The sequence below is a fragment of the Phascolarctobacterium succinatutens CAG:287 genome (genome assembly GCF_000434895.1).
In the GTDB taxonomy this organism is placed as follows: domain Bacteria; phylum Bacillota; class Negativicutes; order Acidaminococcales; family Acidaminococcaceae; genus Phascolarctobacterium_A; species Phascolarctobacterium_A succinatutens_A.
Genome location: NZ_FR892756.1, coordinates 22,300 through 44,794 on the forward strand (window position 1 = coordinate 22,300; position 22,495 = coordinate 44,794).

The window sequence follows — 22,495 nt, forward strand, 5'->3', positions numbered from 1 at the left end:
AGTTAATTTGAGGAGGATAAAGAAGTGGGCAGATTAATTCCGCTTGAGAGAACTAGAAATATCGGCATCATGGCTCACATCGATGCTGGTAAAACCACCACCACCGAACGTATTCTGTTCTATACCGGCAGAGTACATAAGATTGGTGAAACCCATGAAGGTGCTGCTACCATGGACTGGATGGTTCAGGAACAAGAGCGTGGTATTACCATCACCTCTGCTGCAACCACCTGCTACTGGGAAGGTTCCGAGCACCAATTCGATAAACATCGTATCAACATCATTGATACCCCGGGCCACGTTGACTTCACTGTAGAAGTTGAACGTTCCCTGCGCGTACTTGATGGTTCCGTTGCAGTTTTCTGTGCTAAGGGCGGTGTTGAGCCTCAGTCTGAAACCGTATGGCGTCAGGCTGACAAATACCATGTACCCCGTATGGCATATGTAAATAAAATGGATATTACCGGTGCAGACTTCTATCGTGTAATTGACATGATGAAGACTCGTCTGAATGCCAATGCAGTACCTATTCAACTGCCTATCGGCTTTGAAGATACTTTCCAAGGCATGATCGACCTGATCAAAATGAGAGCAATCGTTTATGATGATGCACTCGGTAAAGAAGAAGAGTTCGTAGAAATCCCGGCTGACATGAAAGAGAAAGCTGACGAATACCGTGCAGCATTGGTTGAAGCTGTTGCTGAATCCGATGACGAGCTGATGATGAAATATCTGGAAGGCGAAGAGCTGACCGAAGAAGAAATCCTGGCTGGTATCCGTAAAGCAACTATCGCTTGCAAAATGACTCCGGTTTGCTGCGGTTCTTCATACAAAAACAAAGGCGTTCAACCGATGCTGGACGCTGTAATCCAATTCATGCCTGCACCGACCGATGTTCCTAACATCAAAGGTGTAAACCCTGAAACCGGCGAAGAAGACGAGCGTCCGTCCAGCGACGAAGCTCCGTTCTCCGCACTGGCATTCAAGATTGCTACCGACCCGTTTGTTGGTAAGCTGGCATTCTTCCGTGTATACTCCGGTACCTTGACTGCTGGTTCTTATGTATATAACTCCACTAAAGGTAAACGCGAGCGTATCGGTCGTATCCTGCAAATGCATGCTAACCACCGCGAAGAAATTGAACAAGTTTACTCCGGTGATATCGCAGCTGCTGTAGGTCTGAAAGACACCACTACCGGTGATACTCTCTGCGATGAGAAAAACGAGATCATCCTCGAATCTATGGTATTCCCTGATCCTGTAATCTCCGTTGCAGTTGAACCTAAAACTAAAGCTGACCAGGAAAAAATGGGCATCGCCCTGCAAAAACTGGCAGAAGAAGATCCGACCTTCCGTGTTCACACTGATCCTGAAACCTCCCAAACCATTATTTCCGGTATGGGCGAGCTTCACCTGGACATCATTGTTGACCGTCTGCTGCGCGAATTCAAAGTAGGCTGCACTGTTGGTAACCCGCAGGTTGCTTACCGCGAAACCATTCGCAAAGCTGTTAAATCCGAAGGTAAATTTGTTCGTCAGTCCGGTGGTAAAGGCCAATATGGTCATTGCTGGCTGGAAATCGCTCCGCGTGAACCTGGCGAAGGCTTCCTGTTTGAAAACAAAGTTGTTGGCGGCGCTATTCCTAAAGAATACATCGCTCCTATAGAAGCAGGCGTTAAAGAAGCTATGGAGAACGGCGTAGTTGCCGGTTATCCGATGGTTGATATCGCAGTTACTGTTTATGATGGTTCTTACCATGAAGTCGACTCTTCTGAAATGGCATTTAAGATTGCCGGTTCTATGGGCTTCAAGTCTGGTGCTGAAAAAGCTAACCCGGTTATCCTTGAGCCTTACATGAAAGTAGAAATTACTGTTCCTGAAGAATACATGGGCGACGTAATCGGCGACGTTAACTCCCGCCGTGGCCGCATCGAAGGCATGGAAGCTCGTAACGGTGCACAAGTAATCAATGCATTCGTTCCGCTGGCTGAGATGTTCGGTTATGCTACCGACCTGCGCAGCAAAACCCAAGGCCGTGGTAACTACTCCATGGAAGTAGACCACTACGAAGACGTTCCCAAAAACATTGCTGAGGCAATTATTGCTAAAAACAAAGGCACCAACTAAGCCTAGTTTTAACAAACAACCTTAAGGAGGAAATTCACAATGGCAAAAGCTAAATATGAAAGAACTAAACCGCATCTGAATATCGGCACCATCGGTCACGTTGACCATGGCAAGACTACTCTGACTGCTGCTATCACCAAAGTACTGGCTGAAAAAGGCGGCGCTGAATTCATGGACTACTCCATGATCGATAAAGCTCCGGAAGAACGTGAACGTGGTATTACCATCAACACCTCTCACGTTGAATATGAAACCGCAACCCGTCACTATGCACACGTTGACTGCCCGGGCCATGCTGACTATGTAAAGAACATGATCACCGGCGCTGCTCAGATGGACGGCGCAATCCTGGTAGTATCCGCTGCTGACGGCCCGATGCCTCAGACTCGTGAGCACATTCTGCTGGCTCGCCAAGTAGGCGTACCTGCAATGGTTGTATTCCTGAACAAAGTAGATATGGTTGACGACGAAGAGTTGCTGGAACTGGTAGAAATGGAAGTTCGCGAACTCTTAAGCTCCTATGACTTCCCCGGCGATGACATCCCTGTTGTTGCAGGCTCCGCTCTGAAAGCTCTGGAAGGCGACCCGAAATACGAAGCAAAAATCATGGAACTGATGGACGCTGTTGACAGCTACATTCCGCTGCCGGAACGTGCAACCGACAAACCGTTCCTGATGCCTGTCGAGGACGTATTCACCATCACCGGTCGTGGTACCGTTGCTACCGGCCGGGTAGAGCGTGGTACTGTTAAAGTTGGCGACACCGTAGAAATCGTTGGTATGAAAGACGAGAAAAAATCTACCGTTGTAACCGGCGTAGAAATGTTCCGCAAACTGCTGGACGAAGCAGTAGCTGGCGATAACATCGGCTGCCTGCTGCGTGGTGTTGACCGTAAAGAAATCGAGCGTGGCCAAGTACTGTCCAAACCGGGCAGCATTCATCCGCACACCAAATTCAAAGGTGAAGTTTATGTACTGACCAAAGAAGAAGGCGGCCGTCATACTCCGTTCTTCAACGGCTACCGTCCGCAATTCTATTTCCGTACTACCGACGTAACCGGTGTAACCGAACTGCCGGAAGGTGTAGAAATGGTAATGCCTGGCGATAACGTAACCATGGAAGTAGAACTGATCACCCCGATCGCTATCGAAAAAGGTCTGCGTTTCGCTATCCGTGAAGGCGGCCGTACCGTTGGCGCTGGCGTTGTTTCCGAAGTAGAAGAGAAATAATTTTAGTTAGATCCCTGGAAGAATATGAGGGGGGTTAACCTCCCCTCTATTCTTATGTTTGTTGGTATGGCCCTGCGATGATGTGAAAGGTTGCTTGCCTGTTAGACAGGGAGATTTTCACGGAGTATGTCCGTTCATAGAAACTGGGCGAATTTAGGAGGATATTTTTTAATGGCTAAGTCTCAAAAGATTAGAATACGCCTGAAAGCGTATGATCATAAAGCACTTGACCAAAGTGCTTCTAAGATTGTAGAAACTGCAAAACGTACCGGTGCACAAGTTTCCGGTCCGATTCCCCTTCCTACAGAAAAAAACATTTACACTATTCTGCGTTCTCCGCATGTTAACAAAGATTCCCGTGAGCAATTCGAAATGCGTACTCACAAACGTCTTGTAGACATTCTGGAACCCACCGGTAAGACTGTTGACGCTCTGATGCGTCTTGACCTGCCCGCTGGCGTAGATATTGAAATTAAACTGTAAGGAGGAGGTGCAATAATGGCTAAAGGTATCTTAGGCAAAAAACTGGGCATGACCCAAATTTTTGAAGCTGATGGCAGACTGATTCCTGTTACTGTTGTAGAAGCAGGCCCCTGCGTTGTACTTCAAAACAAAACCGAAGAAACAGACGGTTATAATGCTGTTCAACTTGGTTTTGGTGAAATTAAAGAAAAACATACCACCAAACCGATGAAAGGCCATTTTGACAAAGCTGGTGTAGCACCGGTTAAATTTGTCAGAGAGCTGCGTCTGGCTGCTCCTTCCGAATATGCGGTAGGCGATAAAATCGCTGCTGATATTTTTGCTGCAGGCGAACTGATTGACGCAAGCGGCGTTTCCCGCGGCAAAGGTTTTGCAGGCACTATTAAGCGCCACAATTTCTCTCGCGGACCTATGAAACATGGTTCTAAGTCTCATCGTGAGCCTGGTTCTATGGGCCCCATGCATTCCGGTCCTGGCGGCCGTGTAATCAAAGGCAAAAAACTGCCTGGCCGTATGGGTAATGCAAATGTAACTGTTCAACGTCTGACCGTTGTTAAGGTTGACGCAGAACGTAATCTTATTCTGGTTAAGGGTGCTATTCCGGGTGCTACTGGTTCTTACGTAGTATTAAAGGAAACCGTAAAACCTAACAAATAATAAGATAAGCGAAAGAAAGGAGGATGCTTCTAATGCCGAAGTTATCAGTATATGATCTTTCCGGTGCACAAACCGGTGAAATAGAATTAAATGATTCCGTATTTGGCGCTGAGTTCAATGAAGCTGTAGTACATCAAGCAGTTGTAATGCAGCTGGCAAACCAACGTCAAGGAACTTCCGCTACTAAAACCCGTGCTATGGTACGCGGTGGCGGTCGTAAACCCTGGAAACAAAAAGGTACTGGCCGCGCTCGTTGCGGTTCCAACCGTTCTCCCGTATGGGTTGGCGGTGGTACCACTTTTGGTCCCCAACCCCGCAGCTATGCAAAGAAAATGCCTCGTAAAGCACGTCGCTTAGCTCTGTGCTGCGCACTGTCTGCTAAAGTAGCAGCTGGTGAACTGGTAGTTGTTGAAGGCCTGGCTTTTGACGCTCCGAAAACTAAACAAGTAGCTTCTCTGCTGAAAGCTTTTGAAGCTGTTGACACTAAAGCTCTGTTGATTACCGATGGTTCCAACGAAAACGTTGCCCTTTCCGCACGTAACATGCCGAAAGTAACCACCATCACCAACATGGGTCTGAACTGCTTTGATATCCTGAACAGCAAAAAGGTATTCCTTGCTAAAGATGCTGTAGAAAAAATTGAGGAGGTGCTCGCATAATGGCTGCTAATCCTCGCGATATACTGATTCGTCCCATCATCACCGAAAAGACTTCTCAGATGATGCAGGAGAACAAATACACTTTCCAGGTTCCTCTGGATGCTAACAAAGTAGAAATCCGCCAAGCTGTAGAGGCGATTTTCAACGTAAAAGTATTGAATGTAAATACCATCCGCGTACTGGGCAAAACCAAACGCATGGGTAAATATGTTGGCAAACGTTCCGATTATAAGAAAGCTATCGTGAAGCTTGCTGAAGGCAATACGATTCCCCTTTTCGAAGGAATGTAATTAACGTATAGGAGGTAAATTAAATGGCTATTAAAAGCTTTAATCCGTATTCTCCTTCCAGACGCTTTATTACTGTGTCTGCCTTCGAAGAGATTACGACTGACAAGCCTTACCGCCCGCTTGTTGAAAAACTTGGTAAACATGCAGGCCGTAATAATACCGGTAAAATGACTGTTCGTCATCAAGGCGGCGGGCATAAAAAACAATATCGTATCATTGATTTCAAGCGTACCAAAGACGGCATTCCGGCTAAGGTTGCTACCATTGAATACGATCCTAACCGTAACGCTCGTATCGCTCTGATCAACTATGTTGACGGCGAAAAACGTTACATCATCGCTCCGCTTGATTTGAAAGTTGGCGATATCGTAGTAAGCGGTCCTGACGCAGATATCAAAACCGGTAACTGCCTGCCGCTGAAAAACATTCCGCTTGGTACTACCGTACACAACGTGGAAATGAAAATTGGTAAAGGCGGCCAAATGGCTCGTAGTGCTGGTACTAGCGCTCAGCTGATGGCTAAAGAGGGCGACTACGCTCTGCTCCGTCTTCCTTCTGGCGAAATCCGTAAAGTACATATCAACTGCCGTGCAACCATCGGTCAAGTTGGTAACATTGATGCTGAAAACATCTGCATCGGTAAAGCTGGCCGCAGCCGTTGGCTGGGTATCCGTCCTGCTAACCGCGGCGTTGTTATGAATCCTAACGACCATCCGCATGGTGGTGGTGAAGGTCACTCCCCCGTTGGTCGTAAACGTCCTGTTACTCCTTGGGGTAAATGTGCATTCGGTACTCGTACTCGCAGAGAGAAGAAAGCTTCTACTAAGTTAATTCTGAAACGTAGAACTAAATAATAAAACAGGATAAGGAAAGGAGGCTAACCTAGTGTCCAGATCAGTTAAAAAAGGACCTTTTGTCCATGCAAGTCTTTTGAAAAAGATTGACGTGCTTAATGCCGCTAATGATAAAAAAGTTGTTAAGACCTGGTCTCGCAGCTCTACTATTATTCCGTCTTTCGTTGGTCACACCATTGCGGTTCATGACGGACGCAAACATGTTCCGGTATTCATTACCGAGGATATGGTAGGCCACAAATTAGGAGAATTCGCTCCTACTCGTACTTACAAAGGTCACGCAGATAAGAGCACCGGCTTAAAATAAGGGGAAAGGGGGACCAAACAATGGAAGCAAAGGCAATTGCAAAATATATCCGTATTGCGCCGCGCAAACTGCGCATCGTAATCAATCTCATCCGCGGCAAATCCGTTGGTGAAGCATTCGCGATCCTCAAATATACCCCGAAGGTTGGTTCTGAGGTAATCGAGAAAGTTCTGCGTAGTGCAGTAGCAAACGCAGAGCACAATTTTGACATGAACGTGGATAACCTGATCGTATCCTACTGTGCAGTAGATCAAGGTCCGACCATGAAACGTATTCATCCTCGTTCCCGTGGACAGGCTTTCAAAATTCTGAAACGTTCTAGCCACGTAACTGTAGCAGTTAAAGAAAAATAATATCCCGTCAGAAGGAGGGAAAAGATAGTGGGTCAAAAAGTTAATCCGCATGGTCTCCGTGTTGGCGTTATCAAAGGCTGGGATTCCAAATGGTACGCTGGCAAAGACTATGAGAAATTCTTGTTAGAAGACATTAAAATCCGTGAGTTCATCAAAGAAAAACTGTTCCTGTCCGGTATCTCTAAAGTAGAAATCGAACGCGCATCTAATAAAGCCCGCATTTCCATCCATACTGCAAAACCTGGTATGGTAATCGGTCGTCAAGGCAGCAACATCGAACTGCTGAAATCCGACCTGAAGAAAATGACTGAGAGCGCTATCGAAATCAACATCGTAGAAGTTAAAACCCCGGATATGGACGCAACCTTGGTTGCAGAGAACATTGCAGCACAGCTGGAACGCCGTATCGCTTTCCGTCGTGCTATGAAGCAATGCGTTGGCCGTACCATGCGTATGGGTGCTAAAGGTATCAAAATTACCTGTGGCGGTCGTCTTGGCGGTGCTGAAATTGCACGCAGCGAATCCTATCGTGAAGGCAGCATTCCTCTGCACACCCTGCGTGCTGACATCGATTATGGCACTGCAGAAGCACATACTACTTATGGCCGTATCGGCATTAAGGTATGGATTTACAAAGGTGAAGTTCTTCCTGAAAGCAAAGAAGCAGCTAAAGTTGCTCCGGCAAAGGAGGCATAATCAGACATGTTATTACCGAAGAGAGTTAAACATCGTAAACAACATAGAGGTCGTATGACTGGCCGTGCTATGCGCGGTAATAGAATCGCTCATGGCGATTTCGGTCTGGTAGCATTGGAGCCCGCTTGGATTACCAACCGCCAGATTGAGGCAGCCCGTATCGCAATGACACGTTATATCAAACGTGGCGGTCAAGTTTGGATTCAAATTTTCCCGGATAAACCGATTACTGCAAAACCTGCTGAAACTCGTATGGGTTCTGGTAAAGGTTCTCCGGAGTACTGGGTAGCAGTAGTTAAACCTGGTCGCGTTCTGTTCGAAATGAACGGTGTTAGCGAAGAAGTTGCTAAAGAAGCAATGCGTCTTGCTAGCCACAAATTGCCTATTAAATGCAAATTTGTAACTCGCGCTCAACAGGAAGCTGAAGCTGCCGCACAAGAAAAGGGTGGTGAAGCTTAATGAAAACAACAGAAATTCGTGAATTGTCTGCTGCTGAGTTAGACACCAAGTTGGCAGATTTGAAAGAGGAACTCTTCAATCTGCGTTTTCAAATGGCAACCGGTCAATGTGAAAATCCGATGAAAATTCGTGACGTTAAGAAATCCATTGCCCGTATCAAAACAATCCAGCGTGAACGTGAGCTCAAGGCTTAACTGTTTTGAAGTATAACAAGGAGGAAACAGTCGTGACCGAAGAAAGAAACGCACGTGTTACCCGTATTGGTAAAGTTGTCAGCGATAAAATGCAGAAAACTGTCGTAGTTGCAGTAGAACGTTTCGTTCAGCATCCGCTGTACAAAAAAGGCGTACAACATACTATTAAATTCAAAGCTCATGATGAAAATAACGAAGCACATGTTGGCGACGTAGTTGAAATTATGCAAACTCGTCCGCTGTCTAAAGATAAATGCTGGCGCGTTATTGAAATCTTAGAGCGTGCTAAATAATTTTGCCGAAGAGTTAGTCCGGCAAGGGAGGGAAATCCATGATACAACAACAAACTATCCTTAATGTTGGTGACAACACTGGCGCTAAGAAGGTTATGTGTATCCGTGTATTAGGCGGTTCTTACCGTAAATATGCTAATATCGGTGACGTTATCGTATGTGCTGTTAAAGATGCATCACCCGGTGGCGTTGTAAAAAAAGGCGACGTAGTTAAAGCAGTTGTTGTTCGTTCCGTTAAAGGTGTTCGCCGTGCAGACGGTTCCTACATCCGTTTCGATGAGAACGCAGCAGTTGTAATCAAAGACGACAAGAGCCCGCGCGGCACTCGTATTTTTGGGCCTGTTGCCCGCGAACTTCGCGAAAAAGACTTCATGAAAATCATTTCTCTGGCACCGGAAGTGCTGTAAGAAATTAGATAACGCACTGTAAGGAGGTGTTCTTGACATGGCAAATGCTGTAAAGCTGCATGTTAAAAAAGGCGATACCGTTCTTGTACTGTCCGGCAAGGATAAAGGCAAGCAAGGTAAGATCGTTGAAGCTCTGCCTAAGAAAGCCAAAGTGGTTGTTGAAGGCGTGAATAAAGTAAAACGTCATACCAAACCGTCTCAGGCAAATCCTCAAGGCGGCATCATTACTAAAGAAGCTCCGCTCGCTTCTTCCAAAGTAATGCTGGTATGCCCGGTTTGCAAACAAGCTACCCGTATTAAAAAGACCGAAGTTGCTGGTGCTTTCGTAAGAACCTGCAAAAAATGCGGTGAAGTAATCGATAAATAATTTTCCGGGAAAGGAGGAAATAACTGAATGGCAAAGACCAGATTGCAAGAAAAATATTTGTCTGAAGTAGCTAAGGCTATGCATGACAAATTCCAATATAAAAACGTAATGGAAATCCCTAAAATTGAGAAAGTTGTAATCAACATGGGTGTTGGCGAGGCTGTAGGCAACAGCAAAGCTCTGGAAAGCGCAGTTGCTGACATGACTCAGATCGCAGGTCAAAAACCTGTTATCACCAAAGCTAAGAAATCCATCGCAGCTTTCAAAGTACGTCAAGGCATGCCTCTGGGTGCTAAAGTAACCCTGCGTGGCGACCGTATGTACTATTTCCTTGATAAACTGATGAATCTCGCTCTTCCGCGCGTACGTGACTTCCGTGGCGTAAATGCTTCCGCATTTGACGGCCGTGGCAACTACGCACTGGGTCTGAAAGAACAATTGATTTTCCCGGAAATCGAATATGATAAGATCGATAAAGTTCGTGGCATGGATATCATCATTGTGACTACCGCTAAGACAGACGAGGAAGCTAGAGAGCTGCTCAAACTCCTCGGAATGCCGTTCGGCGCATAAGTGAGGAGGGAACACATTGGCTAAAAAAGCCCTGATCGAAAAATGGAAAGGCGAACCGAAATTCGAAGTTCGTCATTATAACCGCTGCAAAGTTTGCGGCAGACCTCATGGCTATATGCGTAAATTTGGCCTCTGCCGTATCTGCTTCCGTGAATATGCTTACAAAGGAGCTATTCCGGGCGTAACCAAAGCAAGCTGGTAAGACAGACAACAAGGAAGGAGGGTATTTAAGTATGGTAATGACTGACCCGATTGCTGATATGCTTACCCGTATTCGTAACGCAAATTCAGTTCATCATGATAAAGTTGAGATCCCCGGCAGCAAGATTAAGCTGGCTATTGCTGAAATCCTGAAAGCCGAAGGTTTCATTAAAGATTTCGAAGTTATTGCTGACAGCAAACAAAATGTTATCCGCGTCAGCCTGAAATACGGTGCTAATAAAGAGAAGGTTATCTCCGGTATTAAACGTATTTCCAAACCTGGTCTGAGAGTTTATTCTCAAAAAGACCAACTGCCTAGAGTCCTCGGAGGTCTGGGTATTGCATTAATTTCTACTTCCCAAGGCTTGATGACCGACAAAGCTGCTCGTAAAGCAGGCTTGGGCGGCGAAGTTCTTGCATACGTATGGTAATACTAAAAAGATAGGAGGTGCTCGTACGTGTCTAGAATTGGTAAAATGCCAATTACTGTTCCCACTGGTGTAACAGTTACTATTGAAGATAATCACGTGACCGTTAAAGGTCCTAAAGGCGAATTAGCTCGCCAAATCAATAAAAACATGAAGCTGACCATGGACAATGGTGTAATCACCGTTGAACGTCCGGACGATGAAAAAGAAAACCGTTCTCTGCATGGTCTGTCCCGCACCCTGATCAACAACATGATCATCGGTGTAACCCAAGGCTTCAGCAAGACTCTGGAAATTAATGGTGTTGGTTACCGTGCTGCTAAGCAAGGCCAAAACATTAACTTCACTCTGGGTTTCTCTCACCCGGTTGTAAAAGAGCCGCCTGCAGGTATTACTTTTGAAGTTCCCGCTCCGAACAAAATCGTTGTTAGCGGTGCTGATAAAGAAGTTGTAGGTGCAGTTGCTGCAGATATCCGTACTTTGCGTCCGCCTGAACCTTACAAAGGTAAAGGTATCCGTTATGAAGGCGAACATGTTCGTCGTAAGATTGGTAAAGCCGGCGCTAAAGGCAAGAAATAATTTCTAAAAGAAGGGAGTGAAACTCTTGCTTAACAGAGTTGATAAAAACGAGAAACGTCAAAAACGTCATCTCCGTTCTCGTAGATATATTATCGGTACTGCTGAAAAACCTCGTCTGAACGTATACCGTTCCCTGTCCAACATTTATGCACAGGTTATTAACGATGAGACCGGCGAAACTATCGCTGCTGCCAGCACCGTTGAAAAAGATCTGAAAGAAAACTACGGCGGCAACATTGAGGCTGCTAAAGCTGTAGGCAAAGCAATCGCTGAAAAAGCGCTGGCTAAGGGTGTAAAAGAAGTTGTATTCGATCGTGGTGGCTATCTGTACCACGGCCGTGTAGCTGCCCTGGCTGAAGCTGCTCGCGAAGCTGGCCTGGTATTCTAAGAGAAGGAGGAAATAAAGTGGCGAACTTCGAAAATAAAGAAAGCGAATTACAAGAAAAAGTCGTTTTCATCAACCGTGTTGCTAAGGTTGTTAAAGGCGGACGTCGTTTCTCCTTCGCTGCACTTGTTGTTGTAGGTGATGAAAATGGTCATGTAGGCATGGGCCTGGGTAAAGCTGCAGAGGTTCCTGAAGCTATTCGCAAAGGCGTTGAAGACGCTAAGAAAAACCTGGTTACTGTACCGCTGGTTGGTACTACCATTCCTCATGAAAACATCGGTGTATTCGGCGCAGGCCGCGTATTCCTGAAACCGGCTGCAGAAGGTACCGGCGTTATCGCTGGCGGCCCTGTACGTGCCGTACTGGAACTGGCTGGCGTTCGTGATATTCTTACTAAATCTCAAGGCTCTTCCAACCCGAACAACATGGTTCGTGCAACCATTGAAGGTCTGAAATCCTTGAAGAGTGCTGAAGCTGTTGCAGCTCTGCGTGGTAAAACCGTAGAAGAATTGTTGGGCTAAGGAGGACTTTGTCATGGCACAAATTAAAATCACCCTGACCCGCAGCCTGATCGGTTACCCCAAAGATCAGCGTGCAACCGTTAAAGCTCTGGGCTTAGGTAAAATCAATACTAGCGTTGTTAAAGAAGATACTCCGACTATTCGCGGCATGGTTCACAAGGTTGAACATCTCGTGAAGGTTGAAGAAGCGTAAGACAAGGAGGTGTACTGAAGATGAATTTACATGAATTGTCTCCCGCTCCGGGATCTAAACGTGTAGCAGTTCGCGTAGGTCGCGGCCTGGGCAGTGGCTTAGGCAAGACTTCCGGCAAAGGCCAGAAAGGTCAGAAATCCCGTTCCGGCGGTGTTAAGCGCCCTGGATTTGAAGGTGGTCAAAGACCTCTGTACCTGCGTCTTCCGAAACGCGGTTTCTACAATAAATTTGCTAAAGATTATGTTGAAATCAACGTTTCCGTACTCAATCGTTTTGAGGACGGCACCGTTGTTGAACCTGTAATGCTTATTGAAGAAGGTGTTGTTAAGAACATTCGTGACGGCATCCGTATTCTTGGCAATGGCGAATTAACCAAAAAGCTTACTGTACAAGCTATGGGCTTCAGCAAATCCGCTGAAGAGAAAATCGTTGCAGCTGGCGGTAAGATTGAGGTGATCTAAAGTGTTAGCAGCCCTTGCAAACATATTTAGAATAACAGAACTCAGGCAAAAAGTTTTATTTACTCTCGCCATGTTCATCGTATTCAGGGCTGGAACACATATACCTGTTCCTGGCGTAAACGCTTCTGTCATTGAACAGCTTTTCCGCAGCGGTAATCTCTTCGGACTGCTTGATATGTTCAGTGGCGGCGCCTTGAGCAAATTCTCCATTTTTGCTATGAGTATTACCCCATATATCAATGCTTCAATTATTTTACAGTTATTGAAGGTAGTTGTACCGACCTTGGAACAATGGTCCAAGGAAGGTGAGGAAGGCTTCAAGAAAACGACAAAGCTTACACGTATGCTGACGGTGGCTTTGGCGTTTATCCAAGCCTGCGGTATGGCCTACGGCCTGAAGATGGCGATTAATAACCCCGGGATTTTCTCAATCCTGCTTATTGCTCTCACACTTACTGCAGGAACCGTTTTCCTTATGTGGATAGGCGAGCAGATTACAGCTCGCGGTGTCGGCAATGGTATTTCCCTGATAATCTTTGCCGGTATCGTATCCAGACTGCCGGATGGACTTAAAGTAATTTTCCAATATCTGCAGGCTGGCACGGTAAGCTTATTGAACGTTATTTTGTTCGCGGCTATAGCCCTGGCGATGGTAGTTTTCGTAATTATCATTTCTGAGGGTATTCGCAAAATCCCCGTTCAGTATGCTAAGCGTGTAGTAGGAAAAAAGGCTTATGGCGGTCATACAAGCTATATCCCTCTGAAGGTCAACCAGGCAGGCGTTATTCCGATCATCTTCGCTTCTTCGGTGTTGATGTTCCCTGTAACAATTGCTCAGTTCGTTGATGTTCCTTGGGTTAAAGCAATGGGTAAGCTCTTTCAGTGGGGCAGCCCGCTGCAGACCACATTATATGTTCTGATGATTTTGTTCTTCACTTACTTCTATACAGCAGTAAGCCTGAACATCGGAGATCTTTCCGATAATATCAAAAAGAACGGTGGCTTTATTCCCGGTTTAAGACCCGGTAATCCTACTACAGAATATCTTGACAAGGTAATGTCCAGAATAACTTTGGCCGGTGCGATTTTCCTCTCATTAATTGCGCTGATGCCTCATGTTATCGGATGGGTAACCCGCATTGAAGGTGTGTACTTCGGCGGTACCGCTTTGTTGATTGTTGTTGGTGTTGCATTACAAACTATGAAGCAAATAGAGTCCATGGTGCTGATGCGTCATTATCATGGCTTTATGAAATAGGAGGAGTTCAGAATGTACATTCTTTTAATGGGACCTCCGGGTGCTGGTAAAGGCACTCAAGCAGAAAAACTCATTGATGAATTTAAAATCCCTCATATCTCCACAGGAGACATGTTCCGTGCAGCAGTAAGCGCAGGCACCGAACTTGGTAAAGAGGCAAAAAAATACATGGACGCTGGCGGACTTGTCCCCGACGTCGTAACCATCGGCATTGTTCGTGAAGGCTTGTCCAAACCCGAATGTGCAAATGGTTTCATCTTAGATGGCTTCCCGAGAACTGAGGAGCAAGCAGTTGCTCTCGACGGAATCCTCAAAGACCTGGGCATTAAATTGACCGGTGTTGTTAATATCTCTGTTCCTGACTCCGAGCTGGTTGCGCGTGTAGTTGGCCGCCGTATCTGCAAGGCTTGCGGTGCTACCTATCATGTAAGCTTTAACCCCAGCAAGGTAGAAAATGTTTGCGACAAATGCGGCGGTAACCTTTATCAACGTAACGACGATAAAGAAGAAACCGTTGTAAATCGTCTGCATGCATATCATGAACAAACAGAACCGTTAATTGAGTACTACAAAAAACAAGGCCTGTACAAAGAAATCGATGGCTTGCAGCCTATCGATAAAGTGTATGCCGACGTTAAAGTTAGTCTCGGATGTAGCAAATAAGGAGGTACAACAGTGTCCAAACAGGATGTTATTGAGGTTGAAGGTACAATCTTAGAAGCACTTCCCAATGCTATGTTCCAAGTTCAACTGGTTAACGGCCATACAATTTTAGCACATATATCCGGTAAGATTCGTATGAACTTCATCAAGATTTTGCCTGGTGATAAGGTTACCGTGGAGCTTACTCCGTACGACCTCAATCGTGGAAGAATTACTTATCGGTATAAATAATCCAACAGGCAAAGAGGAGGTTTAAATTATGAAAGTAAGACCGTCTGTTAAGCCAATATGTGAAAAATGCAAAGTCATTAAACGTAAAGGCCATGTAATGGTAATTTGCGAAAACCCGAAACATAAACAAAAACAAGGATAAGAAGGAGGTGCACATTAATGGCACGTATTTCTGGTGTCGATTTACCGAGAGATAAACGTATTGAGTATGCTCTGCCGTACATCTACGGCATCGGCCTGACTCTCTCTCGTGAAATTTTAGCTAAAACCGGTATTAACCCGGACACTCGCGTTCGCGACCTGACTGAAGAAGAAGTTGCTAAGATCCGTGAAACTCTGGATCAGGACTATAAAGTTGAAGGTGACCTCCGCCGTGAGGAATCCCTGAACATTAAACGTCTGATTGAAATTGGCAGCTATCGTGGCAGAAGACATCGTATGGGTCTGCCTGTTCGTGGTCAAAACACTAAAAACAATGCCCGCACCCGTAAAGGTCCGAAACGTACTATTGCAGGCAAGAAGAAATAATTAGCGAGGGAGGGATAAACCAGTGGCTGGCAAGAAAGTTGTTCGCAACAAGAAAAAAGTTAGCAAAAACGTAATCAACGGTGTAGCACATATCCGCTCCACCTTCAATAATACTATCGTTACCATCGCTGATACCGAAGGTAATGTTCTGAGCTGGGCCTCCGCAGGCGGCCTCGGTTTCCGTGGCAGCCGTAAGAGCACTCCGTTTGCTGCACAAATGGCTGCTGAAGAAGCAACCAAAGCTGCTATGGAGCATGGCTTGAAACAAGTAGAAGTATATGTAAAAGGTCCTGGCGCTGGCCGTGAAGCAGCAATTCGTGCACTTCAGGCTGCAGGTCTGGAAGTTAACTCTATTAAAGACGTTACTCCAATCCCGCATAACGGCTGCCGTCCGCCGAAACGTAGAAGAGTATAATTGGGGGTGTAAATAGATGGCAATTGATAGAACTCCTGTCCTGAAAAGATGCAGATCTTTGGGCTTAGCTCCCGCATTCATGGGCATTAGCAAGGAATCTAAACGCCAAGTTCGCCGCCAAAACAGAAAAAAGAGCGAATATGGCATTCAGTTAACTGAAAAACAAAAAGCTAAATTTATCTATGGCGTACTGGAAAAACAATTCCGTGGCTACTATGATAAAGCTAAAAAGATGGAAGGCATCACCGGTGAAAACCTGCTGATCCTCCTCGAAAGAAGAATCGACAACGTAGTTTTCCGCCTCGGCTTGGCTAACACCCGCCGTCAGGCTCGCCAAATCGTAAGACATGGCCACATTGCTGTTAACGGCAAACGTCTGGACATTCCTTCCGCATTGGTAAGAGTTGGCGATGTTGTAACCGTTATGGAAAACAGCCGTGCTAAAGAATACTTCAAAGGCATGGACGAAACTCTGGCTACCAAAGCAGTTCCGGCTTGGCTGGTACTGGACGCTGCTAACCTTAGCGGCAAGGTAGACCGTTTCCCGACTCGTGAGGAAATTGATGTTCCTATTGAAGAGCACTTCATCGTAGAGTTGTACTCCAAATAATTAGTGAATATCTTGTGCCACCCACTTATGAGACGTATTGTGGTAATACGCGATAGAAGGAGGCTTTCCGAATGATTGAAATTGAAAAACCTAAGATGGTTACATCTGATGTCAGCGAAGATGGTCGTTATGGCAAATTCGTTTGGGAGCCGCTCGAGAGAGGCTACGGCATTACACTGGGCAACAGCCTGCGTCGTGTGCTGCTGTCCTCCCTGCCGGGTGCTGCAGTAACCTACGTCAAGATTGACGGTGTTCTGCATGAGTTTGCTACTATTCCAGGTGTTCGCGAAGATGTTGCTGATATCATCCTGAACATCAAGGCATTATGCCTTAAAATGGAAGGTGAAGGGGAAAAAATTCTGCGTATTGAATGTTCCGGTGAACAGGAAGTTACTGCGGCTAACATCATTGCTGATAGCGATGTTGAAATTTTGAACCCTGAACTGCACATTGCGACTTTGGATAAAGACGCAGTTTTCAATATGGAAATCCATATTGATAAAGGTCGTGGCTATGTACCCGCGGACAAAAATAAACAGCCTGATCAGCCTATCGGCGTAATTCCGGTAGACTCCATTTACTCTCCTATTACCAGAGTGAAATTTGCTGTTAACGATACCCGCGTAGGTAATGTTACCAACTATGACAAGCTTACTTTGGAAGTTTGGACTGATGGCAGCATGAAGCCTGATGAAGCTGTTGACATGGCTTCCACCATCCTGATTGACTATCTCAAGCTCTTCCAGACCAGTGATGGCAAAGGTTCTGTAATCACTGTTACTGGCGGTTCTGAGCCTGAAGCTCCGGAGCCGAGCAAGCAAGAAGGTCAAAACACAATGTCTATCGACGATTTGGATTTGTCCGTTCGCAGCAATAACTGCCTGAGACGTGCAGGAATCAATACTGTCGAAGAATTAATCCAGAAAACCGAAGCTGATATGATTAAAGTCCGTAACTTAGGCAGCAAATCTCTTGAAGAGATTAAAAAGAAACTTGAGGATATGGGCTTGCATTTTCGCAAAAACGATGAAGAATAATTAAGGGGGTCAGAAGTACATGGCATACAGAAAACTGGGTCGTAACTCCAGCAACCGTAAGGCTCTGTTTCGCAGCATTTTAACTTCCTTCTTCAAATATGGTAAGATCGAAACCACCGTTACCAAAGCTAAAGAAGTTGCTAAGCATTCCGCTCAACTGATTACTTTGGCAAAACGCAATGACCTGCATGCTCGTCGTCAGGTTATGGCAGTTCTGGTTGACGAAACCATTACCAAAAAACTGTTTGAAGAAATTGCTCCGAAATATGAAGGCAGACAAGGCGGCTTTACTCGCATTTACAGAGTAGGTCCTCGCCGTGGCGATGCAGCTGAAATGGCTATCATCGAACTTATCTAATTTAGAGCTGGAAAAGCAGGAACTTAGGTTCCTGCTTTTTTTGCGTTCTGAAAAAAGTCTGTGTATAATAGTGTTATGTAATATCCACTAATCAGCAAGTATGCTGAAGGATATTTATAGTATTAGTCAGATATAAACCATAACATTAGGAGGAAAAGGTAATGCGCTTTTATACAGTGGATATTAAAGGAAAACAGGAAATACTCGTCGGCTTTCAGCAAGAGGCTGCGGTCTATAGATTGAGCTTATTGGCAAGACTGGTGCCTGAACTGGCAACTGATGATATGAATGAACTTATTTGCCGCTATACATCGGCAGTAAAGGAAAAGCTGGAGCGTTTGGCAGAAAATGAGGATGTGCTGCAGGGCGCTGCAGTAAACCTGGCAGAAGTGAGGCTTTTGGCACCTATTGTTCATCCGCGTCAGGATGTCGTCTGCCTTGGTATCAATTATGATGCACATGCTCAGGAAGCAGGCCGTTTTTCCAGTGAAGCCTTTGGTGGTGAGCGTCCCTATACGATTTATTTTTCCAAGCGTGTGAACAGAGCTACAGCAAGTGGTGAAAGTGTTCCACGTTATGAAGGCTTAGTAGACAGCCTTGACTATGAAGCAGAGCTGGGAGTGATTTTAGCTAAAGATGCTAAAGGTGTAAGCAAAGAAAACGCCAGAGATTACATTTTTGGTTATACAATTATTAATGATATCAGTGCACGTAACCTGCAGACGCGTCACAAGCAATGGTATTTGGGAAAAAGCCTTGATGGTTTTACGCCAATGGGACCATGTATTGTTACTGCCGATGAGATTGGGGATGAGCAGGCACTTGATATTAGCTGTACCGTTAACGGAGAGCTGCGCCAGAGCAGTAATACCCGTTACATGATTCAGACTGTCTGTGGGGCCATTGCAGAGCTGTCAGAGGGTATGACGCTAGCTGCAGGAACAATTATTGCTACCGGTACTCCGGCAGGTGTCGGCATGGGTATGAAACCGCCGACATTCTTGCAGCATGGCGATAAAATCGTTTGCTCTATCGAAAAAATTGGCTCATTAGAGAATACGATTGATTAAAAGCTGCAAACGCATATGTTTACAATAAAAATACTTGTCTTTTTATGACTGATGGCATAAAATAAACTTAGAGACCAGAATAAATTTAAAGGAGGCTACAAAATAGGTAAATTCGTAATTTCTCAGGCAAAAAATGGCATTAAGTTTAATCTGAAGGCTGCAAATGGTGAAGTTATTGCCAGCTCCCAAGTTTATAAGGACGAAAAATATTGCCGTAAAGGTATTGCCAGCGTTATCAATAATGCTCCAATCGCTCCGATTGAGGATCAGACGGTAGAAGGCTTTACCCCCTGTAAGCATCCAAAATTTGAGGTTTATAAGGATAAGGCAGGCGAATTCCGCTTCCGTCTGAAAGCAACCAACGGACAGATTATTGCTACTGGTGAAGGCTATAAGGCAATGGCAGGATGCAAACGCGGCATTGAGTCCATTAAGAAAAATGTTGTTGATGCCAAAATAATTGTTGAAGCACCTAAAGAAGAAAAAGCTGAATAATGTCAATCAAAAGGACCACTACGTGTTTATAGTGCAGTGGTCCTTTTTTTGTGCGACAGCTGAGTCTGCCGTATTTTTTTGCTTTGGAAAAACTAGACTAGAAAAAACTATTTTCCCCGCAGCTCCAATACAACCATTTCCGGAGCAACCTCTGTACGAACCGGAGGTCCCCAAAAGCCGTAGCCGTTATTGGTGATTGCGGTCAGATTACCAAAGTTTGTACGTCCATAATCCAACTTGTACATTTCTTTCGTTACCAGACGGTTGGGAAAAAGCTGGCCTGTATGCGTATGACCAGCCAGATAAAGATCATACTCCGCATCAGCTGCAGCGTCCATACGGCGAGGCTGATGATCGAGCAGAATACTGTAGTAGTCGTTATTTTGGGAGGAAAGATTTATAAGCTGATCATTGGTACGGTTCTTGCTGTAATCATCAATACCTGTTATTTTGATTTTGTTGTCGATAATGGTATCGGTATTGCGCAGGATGTAGAAGCCCTTGTCTGTGAGCATTTGTTGCCAGCGCAATGGTTCATCAAGATAATCATGGTTGCCGAAGGCCATGTAGACAGGCACTTTGATTTGCGCCAGAGCAGAAAGCGTATCTTCTTCTTCTACATAAAAAATGCGCTCGTCAAGCATGTCGCCGCTGACTACAACAAAGTCTGGCTTTTGCTCGTTGATGCGTGCTGCCAGACGTTCTGCGTAGTCATGGCCGAGTATTCTTCCCATATGCAGGTCGGTGAGAAAGACAATTTTATAATGAGCATTCTGCGGCAGCTTTTCCGTTACCAGCGCTTCTGTGCGTACTGTCGGGTGAAAGGCGCGCCAGCTGCCCCAGGTAATGAAGCAGCAGATAAAGGCAAGGCCGATGATACTGATTTTTGCTGAAGGCAGCTGCCAACCGCCCAGCTTACTGAAAAGCAGGCAGAGAAGATGAATGATGGCCAGCAGAAGTGTGTAGTAGCAAAAAGCAATCCAAAGTCCTTCTATCCACGCAGTGAGCTTGAGCAGAAAATGAGGCGTTCCTTGCGGCAGAATGACACTGATAGCTGCGCCGAGTGCCATCAGCAGATATATAAGCCCGAAGGTCAGTGTGCGGCCGAAGGGCAGATAATGGCGATAATACATATAACCGATGATACTCATGAGAGCATCAATCGTACCGACGAAAAGAAAAATACGCATATTATTCAGTAAAGCTCCTTTATATAATTCTTGCTTACATTATACATGTTAGAGTGGACTTAAAGTCAAGTGCTGCGCTAAAAAAAAGACTGCCTGATGCGGCAGCCCTTGAAATATAATTTTATTTGCTCGGAATATCACCGACGCCGTTTAAGATGATAGACGGACGGTAGGAGAACTCCTTAATATTTTCCAACGTACTTACACCGCTCAGAACAAGAGCTGTCATCAAGCCGCTTTCCATACCGGCAACGATATCTGTATCCATACGGTCGCCAATCATAGCTGCATCCTCTGAATGAACATCCAGCAGACGCAGGCCTGTACGCATCATCAAGGGGTTAGGCTTGCCGACGAAGTAAGCTTTTTTGCCGGTAGCAAGCTCAATAGGTGCGACAAGTGCACGGCAGGCGGGGATGATACCGAAATCAGACGGACCTGTGAGGTCGCTGTTTGTTGCAATAAGGCGTGCTCCTTGGTTAATCAGGCTTACTGCCTTGAGAATCATATTATAATTATAAGAATTTGTTTCGCCGACTACAACGTAATCGGGATTAACATCATTCATTGTGATGCCGGCATCATAAAGCGCATTGACAAGACCGGGGCCGCCGATAACGTAGGCACTGCAGCCGGGGGCCTGCGAATGGATAAATTTGGCAGTGGCGAGAGCACTGGTATAGAAATGACTTTCGTCAACCTCCAGTCCAAGACGTAAAAGCTTTTGCTGGAGCTCTTTGGGACTGCGTTCGCTGGCGTTAGTCAAAAATAAAAAGCTCTTTTTTTCCTCGTACAGCCAGTTGACAAATTCTTTTACTCCTGGCAACAGGTTATTTCCGTGATAGATAACACCATCCATATCGCAGATAAAACCTTTTTTGGTACGCAGCTGCGTTAATAGTAATTCATGTTTTTCGTTGTTATCCATAATTTTATACTTCCTTTTTTGTTTTAGACACTTATATTATGCAAGAAAAAAACGTCTTTTGCAAGAGCTGCAATGACAGCAGAAACAAGAATTAGTTAATAGTTTGTAAAATATTATTTTTTTGAGTGCTTTTTTATCGCTAAATGTTAAAAGAATTCTGAAGTTAGTGCTATATCATAGTTAGAGGTTGACATATTAGTGATATAGTGATAAAATAAAATATTTTTGACAATAAAGAAGGGGCGTGCTACAATATATTCATAAGGATTAATTTTTAGGAGGGTTGAAGATGTTTGCAACAGGTGACAGAGTTGTGTATCCTATCCATGGCGGTGCTATTGTTAAGGATATAGAAGCACATATGCAGGATGGCGAGAAGGTAGAATACTATATTTTACAAATGCTTTTTGAAAATATGACAGTAGCAGTACCGGTCGAGAATGCCGAAAAATTAGGACTCCGTTACATCGGTGACGAAGAAACCTTGACTACAATTGCCAATGTACTGCAAGAAGTGCCTGATGTGCAGTCGGTAAAAGCAATTTCCTGGAATCGGCGCTTTCAGCTGTATATGCAGAAAATAAAAAGCGGCAGTGTTGCTGAGGTTGCAAGAATCTTTAAAATCCTGACTATTTTGGAGCGCAGCAAAAAAATATCAGTAGGTGAGCGCCGCTTGCTGCATAGCACGAAGCGGATTCTGCAAAGTGAGGTTATGCTGATCAGGAATCTGGATGCAGAAAGAGCAGGCAAATGGTTAGATAGCTACTGTATTTGAATATGATATATGGACCGTTTTAAGGCTGTTGCTTTGCCAACCGCTTTAAAACGGTTTTTTTGCAAATTTTTTAGGTGTTTTTTTCATTAATGTCATATTTAAAAAAGTTATTTACTTGTATTTTGACGACTATAGCTGTATTATATAATTGATATAGTAGTAACAAGAACTACTATGAAGCAAATTTTAAAGAAAGACTAACTATAAAAAGTCAAGAGGT

At 45.0% G+C, this 22,495-nt stretch carries 37 protein-coding genes; 35 read left to right on the plus strand and 2 right to left on the minus strand.

What is annotated here, in order from left to right:
- The first annotated feature begins 24 nt into the window (after positions 1–24).
- The 34 genes from fusA (at position 25) to BN587_RS01460 (ending at position 19,382) form a co-directional block, all read left to right on the plus strand.
- The gene (gene fusA, locus BN587_RS01295; protein ID WP_021719358.1) at positions 25–2,127 is read left to right on the plus strand and encodes an elongation factor G; all 2,103 of its coding nucleotides are present in this window, start codon (positions 25–27) and stop codon (positions 2,125–2,127) included.
- 39 nt (positions 2,128–2,166) lie between these two features.
- On the plus strand, positions 2,167–3,357 hold the full coding sequence (gene tuf, locus BN587_RS01300; protein WP_009145072.1) for an elongation factor Tu: 1,191 nt from the start codon (positions 2,167–2,169) through the stop codon (positions 3,355–3,357).
- 171 nt (positions 3,358–3,528) lie between these two features.
- Positions 3,529–3,840, plus strand: a complete 312-nt coding sequence (rpsJ, locus tag BN587_RS01305; RefSeq protein WP_021719359.1) for a 30S ribosomal protein S10 — start codon at positions 3,529–3,531, stop codon at positions 3,838–3,840.
- Between the two features lie 15 nt (positions 3,841–3,855).
- Entirely contained in the window at positions 3,856–4,497 is a 642-nt protein-coding gene (gene rplC, locus BN587_RS01310) for a 50S ribosomal protein L3 (RefSeq protein WP_021719360.1), read from the plus strand.
- 32 nt (positions 4,498–4,529) lie between these two features.
- Positions 4,530–5,156 carry a 50S ribosomal protein L4 gene (rplD, locus tag BN587_RS01315; RefSeq protein ID WP_021719361.1) on the plus strand — a complete coding sequence of 209 codons (627 nt, stop codon included), beginning with the start codon at positions 4,530–4,532 and terminating at the stop codon, positions 5,154–5,156.
- Positions 5,156–5,446 carry a 50S ribosomal protein L23 gene (gene rplW, locus BN587_RS01320; RefSeq protein ID WP_021719362.1) on the plus strand — a complete coding sequence of 97 codons (291 nt, stop codon included), beginning with the start codon at positions 5,156–5,158 and terminating at the stop codon, positions 5,444–5,446. Before rplD ends, rplW begins: the two co-directional genes overlap by 1 nt.
- A 23-nt stretch (positions 5,447–5,469) precedes the next feature.
- Positions 5,470–6,300, plus strand: a complete 831-nt coding sequence (gene rplB / locus BN587_RS01325; protein WP_009145388.1) for a 50S ribosomal protein L2 — start codon at positions 5,470–5,472, stop codon at positions 6,298–6,300.
- Positions 6,301–6,331: 31 nt separating this feature from the next.
- Entirely contained in the window at positions 6,332–6,607 is a 276-nt protein-coding gene (rpsS, locus tag BN587_RS01330) for a 30S ribosomal protein S19 (protein WP_021719363.1), read from the plus strand.
- Positions 6,608–6,627: 20 nt separating this feature from the next.
- Entirely contained in the window at positions 6,628–6,960 is a 333-nt protein-coding gene (gene rplV, locus BN587_RS01335) for a 50S ribosomal protein L22 (RefSeq protein ID WP_009145390.1), read from the plus strand.
- Positions 6,961–6,987: 27 nt separating this feature from the next.
- Positions 6,988–7,656 (plus strand): 30S ribosomal protein S3, encoded by a 669-nt coding sequence (rpsC, locus tag BN587_RS01340; protein WP_009145391.1) that lies wholly within the window; start codon positions 6,988–6,990, stop codon positions 7,654–7,656.
- 6 nt (positions 7,657–7,662) lie between these two features.
- A complete protein-coding gene (rplP, locus tag BN587_RS01345) occupies positions 7,663–8,115 on the plus strand; it encodes a 50S ribosomal protein L16 (protein ID WP_021719364.1) in 453 nt (150 codons plus the stop codon).
- Entirely contained in the window at positions 8,115–8,309 is a 195-nt protein-coding gene (gene rpmC, locus BN587_RS01350) for a 50S ribosomal protein L29 (RefSeq protein WP_009145393.1), read from the plus strand. The genes rplP and rpmC overlap by 1 nt, the downstream gene beginning before the upstream one ends.
- A gap of 32 nt (positions 8,310–8,341) precedes the next feature.
- Positions 8,342–8,602 (plus strand): 30S ribosomal protein S17, encoded by a 261-nt coding sequence (gene rpsQ / locus BN587_RS01355; RefSeq protein WP_021719365.1) that lies wholly within the window; start codon positions 8,342–8,344, stop codon positions 8,600–8,602.
- A 38-nt stretch (positions 8,603–8,640) separates the two neighbouring features.
- On the plus strand, positions 8,641–9,009 hold the full coding sequence (rplN, locus tag BN587_RS01360; RefSeq protein ID WP_009145395.1) for a 50S ribosomal protein L14: 369 nt from the start codon (positions 8,641–8,643) through the stop codon (positions 9,007–9,009).
- A gap of 37 nt (positions 9,010–9,046) precedes the next feature.
- Positions 9,047–9,376, plus strand: coding sequence for a 50S ribosomal protein L24 (gene rplX, locus BN587_RS01365; RefSeq protein WP_009145396.1), 330 nt, complete (start codon positions 9,047–9,049; stop codon positions 9,374–9,376).
- A 27-nt stretch (positions 9,377–9,403) separates the two neighbouring features.
- On the plus strand, positions 9,404–9,949 hold the full coding sequence (gene rplE, locus BN587_RS01370; RefSeq protein ID WP_009145397.1) for a 50S ribosomal protein L5: 546 nt from the start codon (positions 9,404–9,406) through the stop codon (positions 9,947–9,949).
- Between the two features lie 16 nt (positions 9,950–9,965).
- Positions 9,966–10,151, plus strand: a complete 186-nt coding sequence (locus BN587_RS01375; RefSeq protein WP_009145398.1) for a type Z 30S ribosomal protein S14 — start codon at positions 9,966–9,968, stop codon at positions 10,149–10,151.
- A gap of 31 nt (positions 10,152–10,182) precedes the next feature.
- The gene (gene rpsH, locus BN587_RS01380) at positions 10,183–10,581 is read left to right on the plus strand and encodes a 30S ribosomal protein S8 (RefSeq protein ID WP_009145399.1); all 399 of its coding nucleotides are present in this window, start codon (positions 10,183–10,185) and stop codon (positions 10,579–10,581) included.
- A 27-nt stretch (positions 10,582–10,608) separates the two neighbouring features.
- Positions 10,609–11,157 (plus strand): 50S ribosomal protein L6, encoded by a 549-nt coding sequence (rplF, locus tag BN587_RS01385; protein ID WP_021719366.1) that lies wholly within the window; start codon positions 10,609–10,611, stop codon positions 11,155–11,157.
- Between the two features lie 25 nt (positions 11,158–11,182).
- A complete protein-coding gene (gene rplR, locus BN587_RS01390; protein WP_021719367.1) occupies positions 11,183–11,545 on the plus strand; it encodes a 50S ribosomal protein L18 in 363 nt (120 codons plus the stop codon).
- 17 nt (positions 11,546–11,562) lie between these two features.
- On the plus strand, positions 11,563–12,063 hold the full coding sequence (gene rpsE / locus BN587_RS01395) for a 30S ribosomal protein S5 (RefSeq protein WP_021719368.1): 501 nt from the start codon (positions 11,563–11,565) through the stop codon (positions 12,061–12,063).
- A gap of 13 nt (positions 12,064–12,076) precedes the next feature.
- Positions 12,077–12,256, plus strand: a complete 180-nt coding sequence (gene rpmD, locus BN587_RS01400) for a 50S ribosomal protein L30 (protein ID WP_021719369.1) — start codon at positions 12,077–12,079, stop codon at positions 12,254–12,256.
- Between the two features lie 20 nt (positions 12,257–12,276).
- On the plus strand, positions 12,277–12,717 hold the full coding sequence (gene rplO, locus BN587_RS01405) for a 50S ribosomal protein L15 (RefSeq protein WP_021719370.1): 441 nt from the start codon (positions 12,277–12,279) through the stop codon (positions 12,715–12,717).
- Position 12,718: 1 nt separating this feature from the next.
- Positions 12,719–13,975 carry a preprotein translocase subunit SecY gene (secY, locus tag BN587_RS01410; RefSeq protein WP_021719371.1) on the plus strand — a complete coding sequence of 419 codons (1,257 nt, stop codon included), beginning with the start codon at positions 12,719–12,721 and terminating at the stop codon, positions 13,973–13,975.
- 12 nt (positions 13,976–13,987) lie between these two features.
- Complete coding sequence (locus BN587_RS01415) at positions 13,988–14,638, plus strand: adenylate kinase (RefSeq protein ID WP_009145406.1); 651 nt, start codon at positions 13,988–13,990, stop codon at positions 14,636–14,638.
- A 12-nt stretch (positions 14,639–14,650) separates the two neighbouring features.
- The gene (gene infA, locus BN587_RS01420; protein WP_009145407.1) at positions 14,651–14,869 is read left to right on the plus strand and encodes a translation initiation factor IF-1; all 219 of its coding nucleotides are present in this window, start codon (positions 14,651–14,653) and stop codon (positions 14,867–14,869) included.
- Between the two features lie 28 nt (positions 14,870–14,897).
- Positions 14,898–15,011, plus strand: a complete 114-nt coding sequence (gene rpmJ / locus BN587_RS01425) for a 50S ribosomal protein L36 (protein ID WP_004092858.1) — start codon at positions 14,898–14,900, stop codon at positions 15,009–15,011.
- A gap of 17 nt (positions 15,012–15,028) precedes the next feature.
- Positions 15,029–15,397 (plus strand): 30S ribosomal protein S13, encoded by a 369-nt coding sequence (gene rpsM, locus BN587_RS01430; protein ID WP_009145408.1) that lies wholly within the window; start codon positions 15,029–15,031, stop codon positions 15,395–15,397.
- A 22-nt stretch (positions 15,398–15,419) separates the two neighbouring features.
- Entirely contained in the window at positions 15,420–15,812 is a 393-nt protein-coding gene (rpsK, locus tag BN587_RS01435; RefSeq protein ID WP_009145409.1) for a 30S ribosomal protein S11, read from the plus strand.
- A 16-nt stretch (positions 15,813–15,828) separates the two neighbouring features.
- Positions 15,829–16,422 (plus strand): 30S ribosomal protein S4, encoded by a 594-nt coding sequence (gene rpsD / locus BN587_RS01440; RefSeq protein ID WP_021719372.1) that lies wholly within the window; start codon positions 15,829–15,831, stop codon positions 16,420–16,422.
- Positions 16,423–16,493: 71 nt separating this feature from the next.
- Positions 16,494–17,459: a DNA-directed RNA polymerase subunit alpha gene (locus BN587_RS01445; RefSeq protein WP_021719373.1), complete on the plus strand. Its 966-nt coding sequence runs from the start codon at positions 16,494–16,496 to the stop codon at positions 17,457–17,459.
- Between the two features lie 19 nt (positions 17,460–17,478).
- The gene (gene rplQ / locus BN587_RS01450) at positions 17,479–17,817 is read left to right on the plus strand and encodes a 50S ribosomal protein L17 (RefSeq protein WP_009145412.1); all 339 of its coding nucleotides are present in this window, start codon (positions 17,479–17,481) and stop codon (positions 17,815–17,817) included.
- 161 nt (positions 17,818–17,978) lie between these two features.
- The gene (locus BN587_RS01455) at positions 17,979–18,887 is read left to right on the plus strand and encodes a fumarylacetoacetate hydrolase family protein (RefSeq protein WP_021719374.1); all 909 of its coding nucleotides are present in this window, start codon (positions 17,979–17,981) and stop codon (positions 18,885–18,887) included.
- A gap of 150 nt (positions 18,888–19,037) precedes the next feature.
- Entirely contained in the window at positions 19,038–19,382 is a 345-nt protein-coding gene (locus BN587_RS01460; RefSeq protein WP_303684775.1) for a YegP family protein, read from the plus strand.
- Between the two features lie 107 nt (positions 19,383–19,489).
- On the opposite strand, the gene BN587_RS01465 is transcribed toward BN587_RS01460, so the two are convergent.
- Together BN587_RS01465 and BN587_RS01470 are read right to left on the minus strand one after the other, a co-directional pair.
- Positions 19,490–20,572, minus strand: a complete 1,083-nt coding sequence (locus BN587_RS01465; RefSeq protein WP_021719375.1) for a metallophosphoesterase — start codon at positions 20,570–20,572, stop codon at positions 19,490–19,492.
- 121 nt (positions 20,573–20,693) lie between these two features.
- Entirely contained in the window at positions 20,694–21,500 is an 807-nt protein-coding gene (locus tag BN587_RS01470) for an HAD-IIA family hydrolase (RefSeq protein ID WP_021719376.1), read from the minus strand.
- A gap of 289 nt (positions 21,501–21,789) precedes the next feature.
- Here BN587_RS01470 and BN587_RS01475 point away from each other — a divergent pair, with 289 nt between their 5' ends.
- Positions 21,790–22,275: a CarD family transcriptional regulator gene (locus BN587_RS01475; protein WP_021719377.1), complete on the plus strand. Its 486-nt coding sequence runs from the start codon at positions 21,790–21,792 to the stop codon at positions 22,273–22,275.
- Positions 22,276–22,495: the final 220 nt, after the last annotated feature.

What these genes read in the sequence shown, in the direction of transcription:
- rplQ (WP_009145412.1), top strand. Translation starts at nt 17,479, where the DNA reads ATGGCATACAGAAAACTGGGTCGTAACTCCAGCAACCGTAAGGCTCTG.
- rpsD (WP_021719372.1), top strand. Translation starts at nt 15,829, where the DNA reads ATGGCAATTGATAGAACTCCTGTCCTGAAAAGATGCAGATCTTTGGGC.
- rpsM (WP_009145408.1), top strand. Translation starts at nt 15,029, where the DNA reads ATGGCACGTATTTCTGGTGTCGATTTACCGAGAGATAAACGTATTGAG.
- rplO (WP_021719370.1), top strand. Translation starts at nt 12,277, where the DNA reads ATGAATTTACATGAATTGTCTCCCGCTCCGGGATCTAAACGTGTAGCA.
- rplB (WP_009145388.1), top strand. Translation starts at nt 5,470, where the DNA reads ATGGCTATTAAAAGCTTTAATCCGTATTCTCCTTCCAGACGCTTTATT.
- BN587_RS01415 (WP_009145406.1), top strand. Translation starts at nt 13,988, where the DNA reads ATGTACATTCTTTTAATGGGACCTCCGGGTGCTGGTAAAGGCACTCAA.
- BN587_RS01465 (WP_021719375.1), bottom strand. Translation starts at nt 20,572, where the DNA reads ATGCGTATTTTTCTTTTCGTCGGTACGATTGATGCTCTCATGAGTATC.
- BN587_RS01445 (WP_021719373.1), top strand. Translation starts at nt 16,494, where the DNA reads ATGATTGAAATTGAAAAACCTAAGATGGTTACATCTGATGTCAGCGAA.
- tuf (WP_009145072.1), top strand. Translation starts at nt 2,167, where the DNA reads ATGGCAAAAGCTAAATATGAAAGAACTAAACCGCATCTGAATATCGGC.
- rpmC (WP_009145393.1), top strand. Translation starts at nt 8,115, where the DNA reads ATGAAAACAACAGAAATTCGTGAATTGTCTGCTGCTGAGTTAGACACC.
- rpsH (WP_009145399.1), top strand. Translation starts at nt 10,183, where the DNA reads ATGGTAATGACTGACCCGATTGCTGATATGCTTACCCGTATTCGTAAC.
- rpmD (WP_021719369.1), top strand. Translation starts at nt 12,077, where the DNA reads ATGGCACAAATTAAAATCACCCTGACCCGCAGCCTGATCGGTTACCCC.
- rplW (WP_021719362.1), top strand. Translation starts at nt 5,156, where the DNA reads ATGGCTGCTAATCCTCGCGATATACTGATTCGTCCCATCATCACCGAA.
- rpmJ (WP_004092858.1), top strand. Translation starts at nt 14,898, where the DNA reads ATGAAAGTAAGACCGTCTGTTAAGCCAATATGTGAAAAATGCAAAGTC.
- rplC (WP_021719360.1), top strand. Translation starts at nt 3,856, where the DNA reads ATGGCTAAAGGTATCTTAGGCAAAAAACTGGGCATGACCCAAATTTTT.
- rplE (WP_009145397.1), top strand. Translation starts at nt 9,404, where the DNA reads ATGGCAAAGACCAGATTGCAAGAAAAATATTTGTCTGAAGTAGCTAAG.
- rpsJ (WP_021719359.1), top strand. Translation starts at nt 3,529, where the DNA reads ATGGCTAAGTCTCAAAAGATTAGAATACGCCTGAAAGCGTATGATCAT.
- rplN (WP_009145395.1), top strand. Translation starts at nt 8,641, where the DNA reads ATGATACAACAACAAACTATCCTTAATGTTGGTGACAACACTGGCGCT.
- BN587_RS01470 (WP_021719376.1), bottom strand. Translation starts at nt 21,500, where the DNA reads ATGGATAACAACGAAAAACATGAATTACTATTAACGCAGCTGCGTACC.
- BN587_RS01475 (WP_021719377.1), top strand. Translation starts at nt 21,790, where the DNA reads ATGTTTGCAACAGGTGACAGAGTTGTGTATCCTATCCATGGCGGTGCT.
- rplX (WP_009145396.1), top strand. Translation starts at nt 9,047, where the DNA reads ATGGCAAATGCTGTAAAGCTGCATGTTAAAAAAGGCGATACCGTTCTT.
- BN587_RS01455 (WP_021719374.1), top strand. Translation starts at nt 17,979, where the DNA reads ATGCGCTTTTATACAGTGGATATTAAAGGAAAACAGGAAATACTCGTC.
- rplD (WP_021719361.1), top strand. Translation starts at nt 4,530, where the DNA reads ATGCCGAAGTTATCAGTATATGATCTTTCCGGTGCACAAACCGGTGAA.
- rplP (WP_021719364.1), top strand. Translation starts at nt 7,663, where the DNA reads ATGTTATTACCGAAGAGAGTTAAACATCGTAAACAACATAGAGGTCGT.
- rplV (WP_009145390.1), top strand. Translation starts at nt 6,628, where the DNA reads ATGGAAGCAAAGGCAATTGCAAAATATATCCGTATTGCGCCGCGCAAA.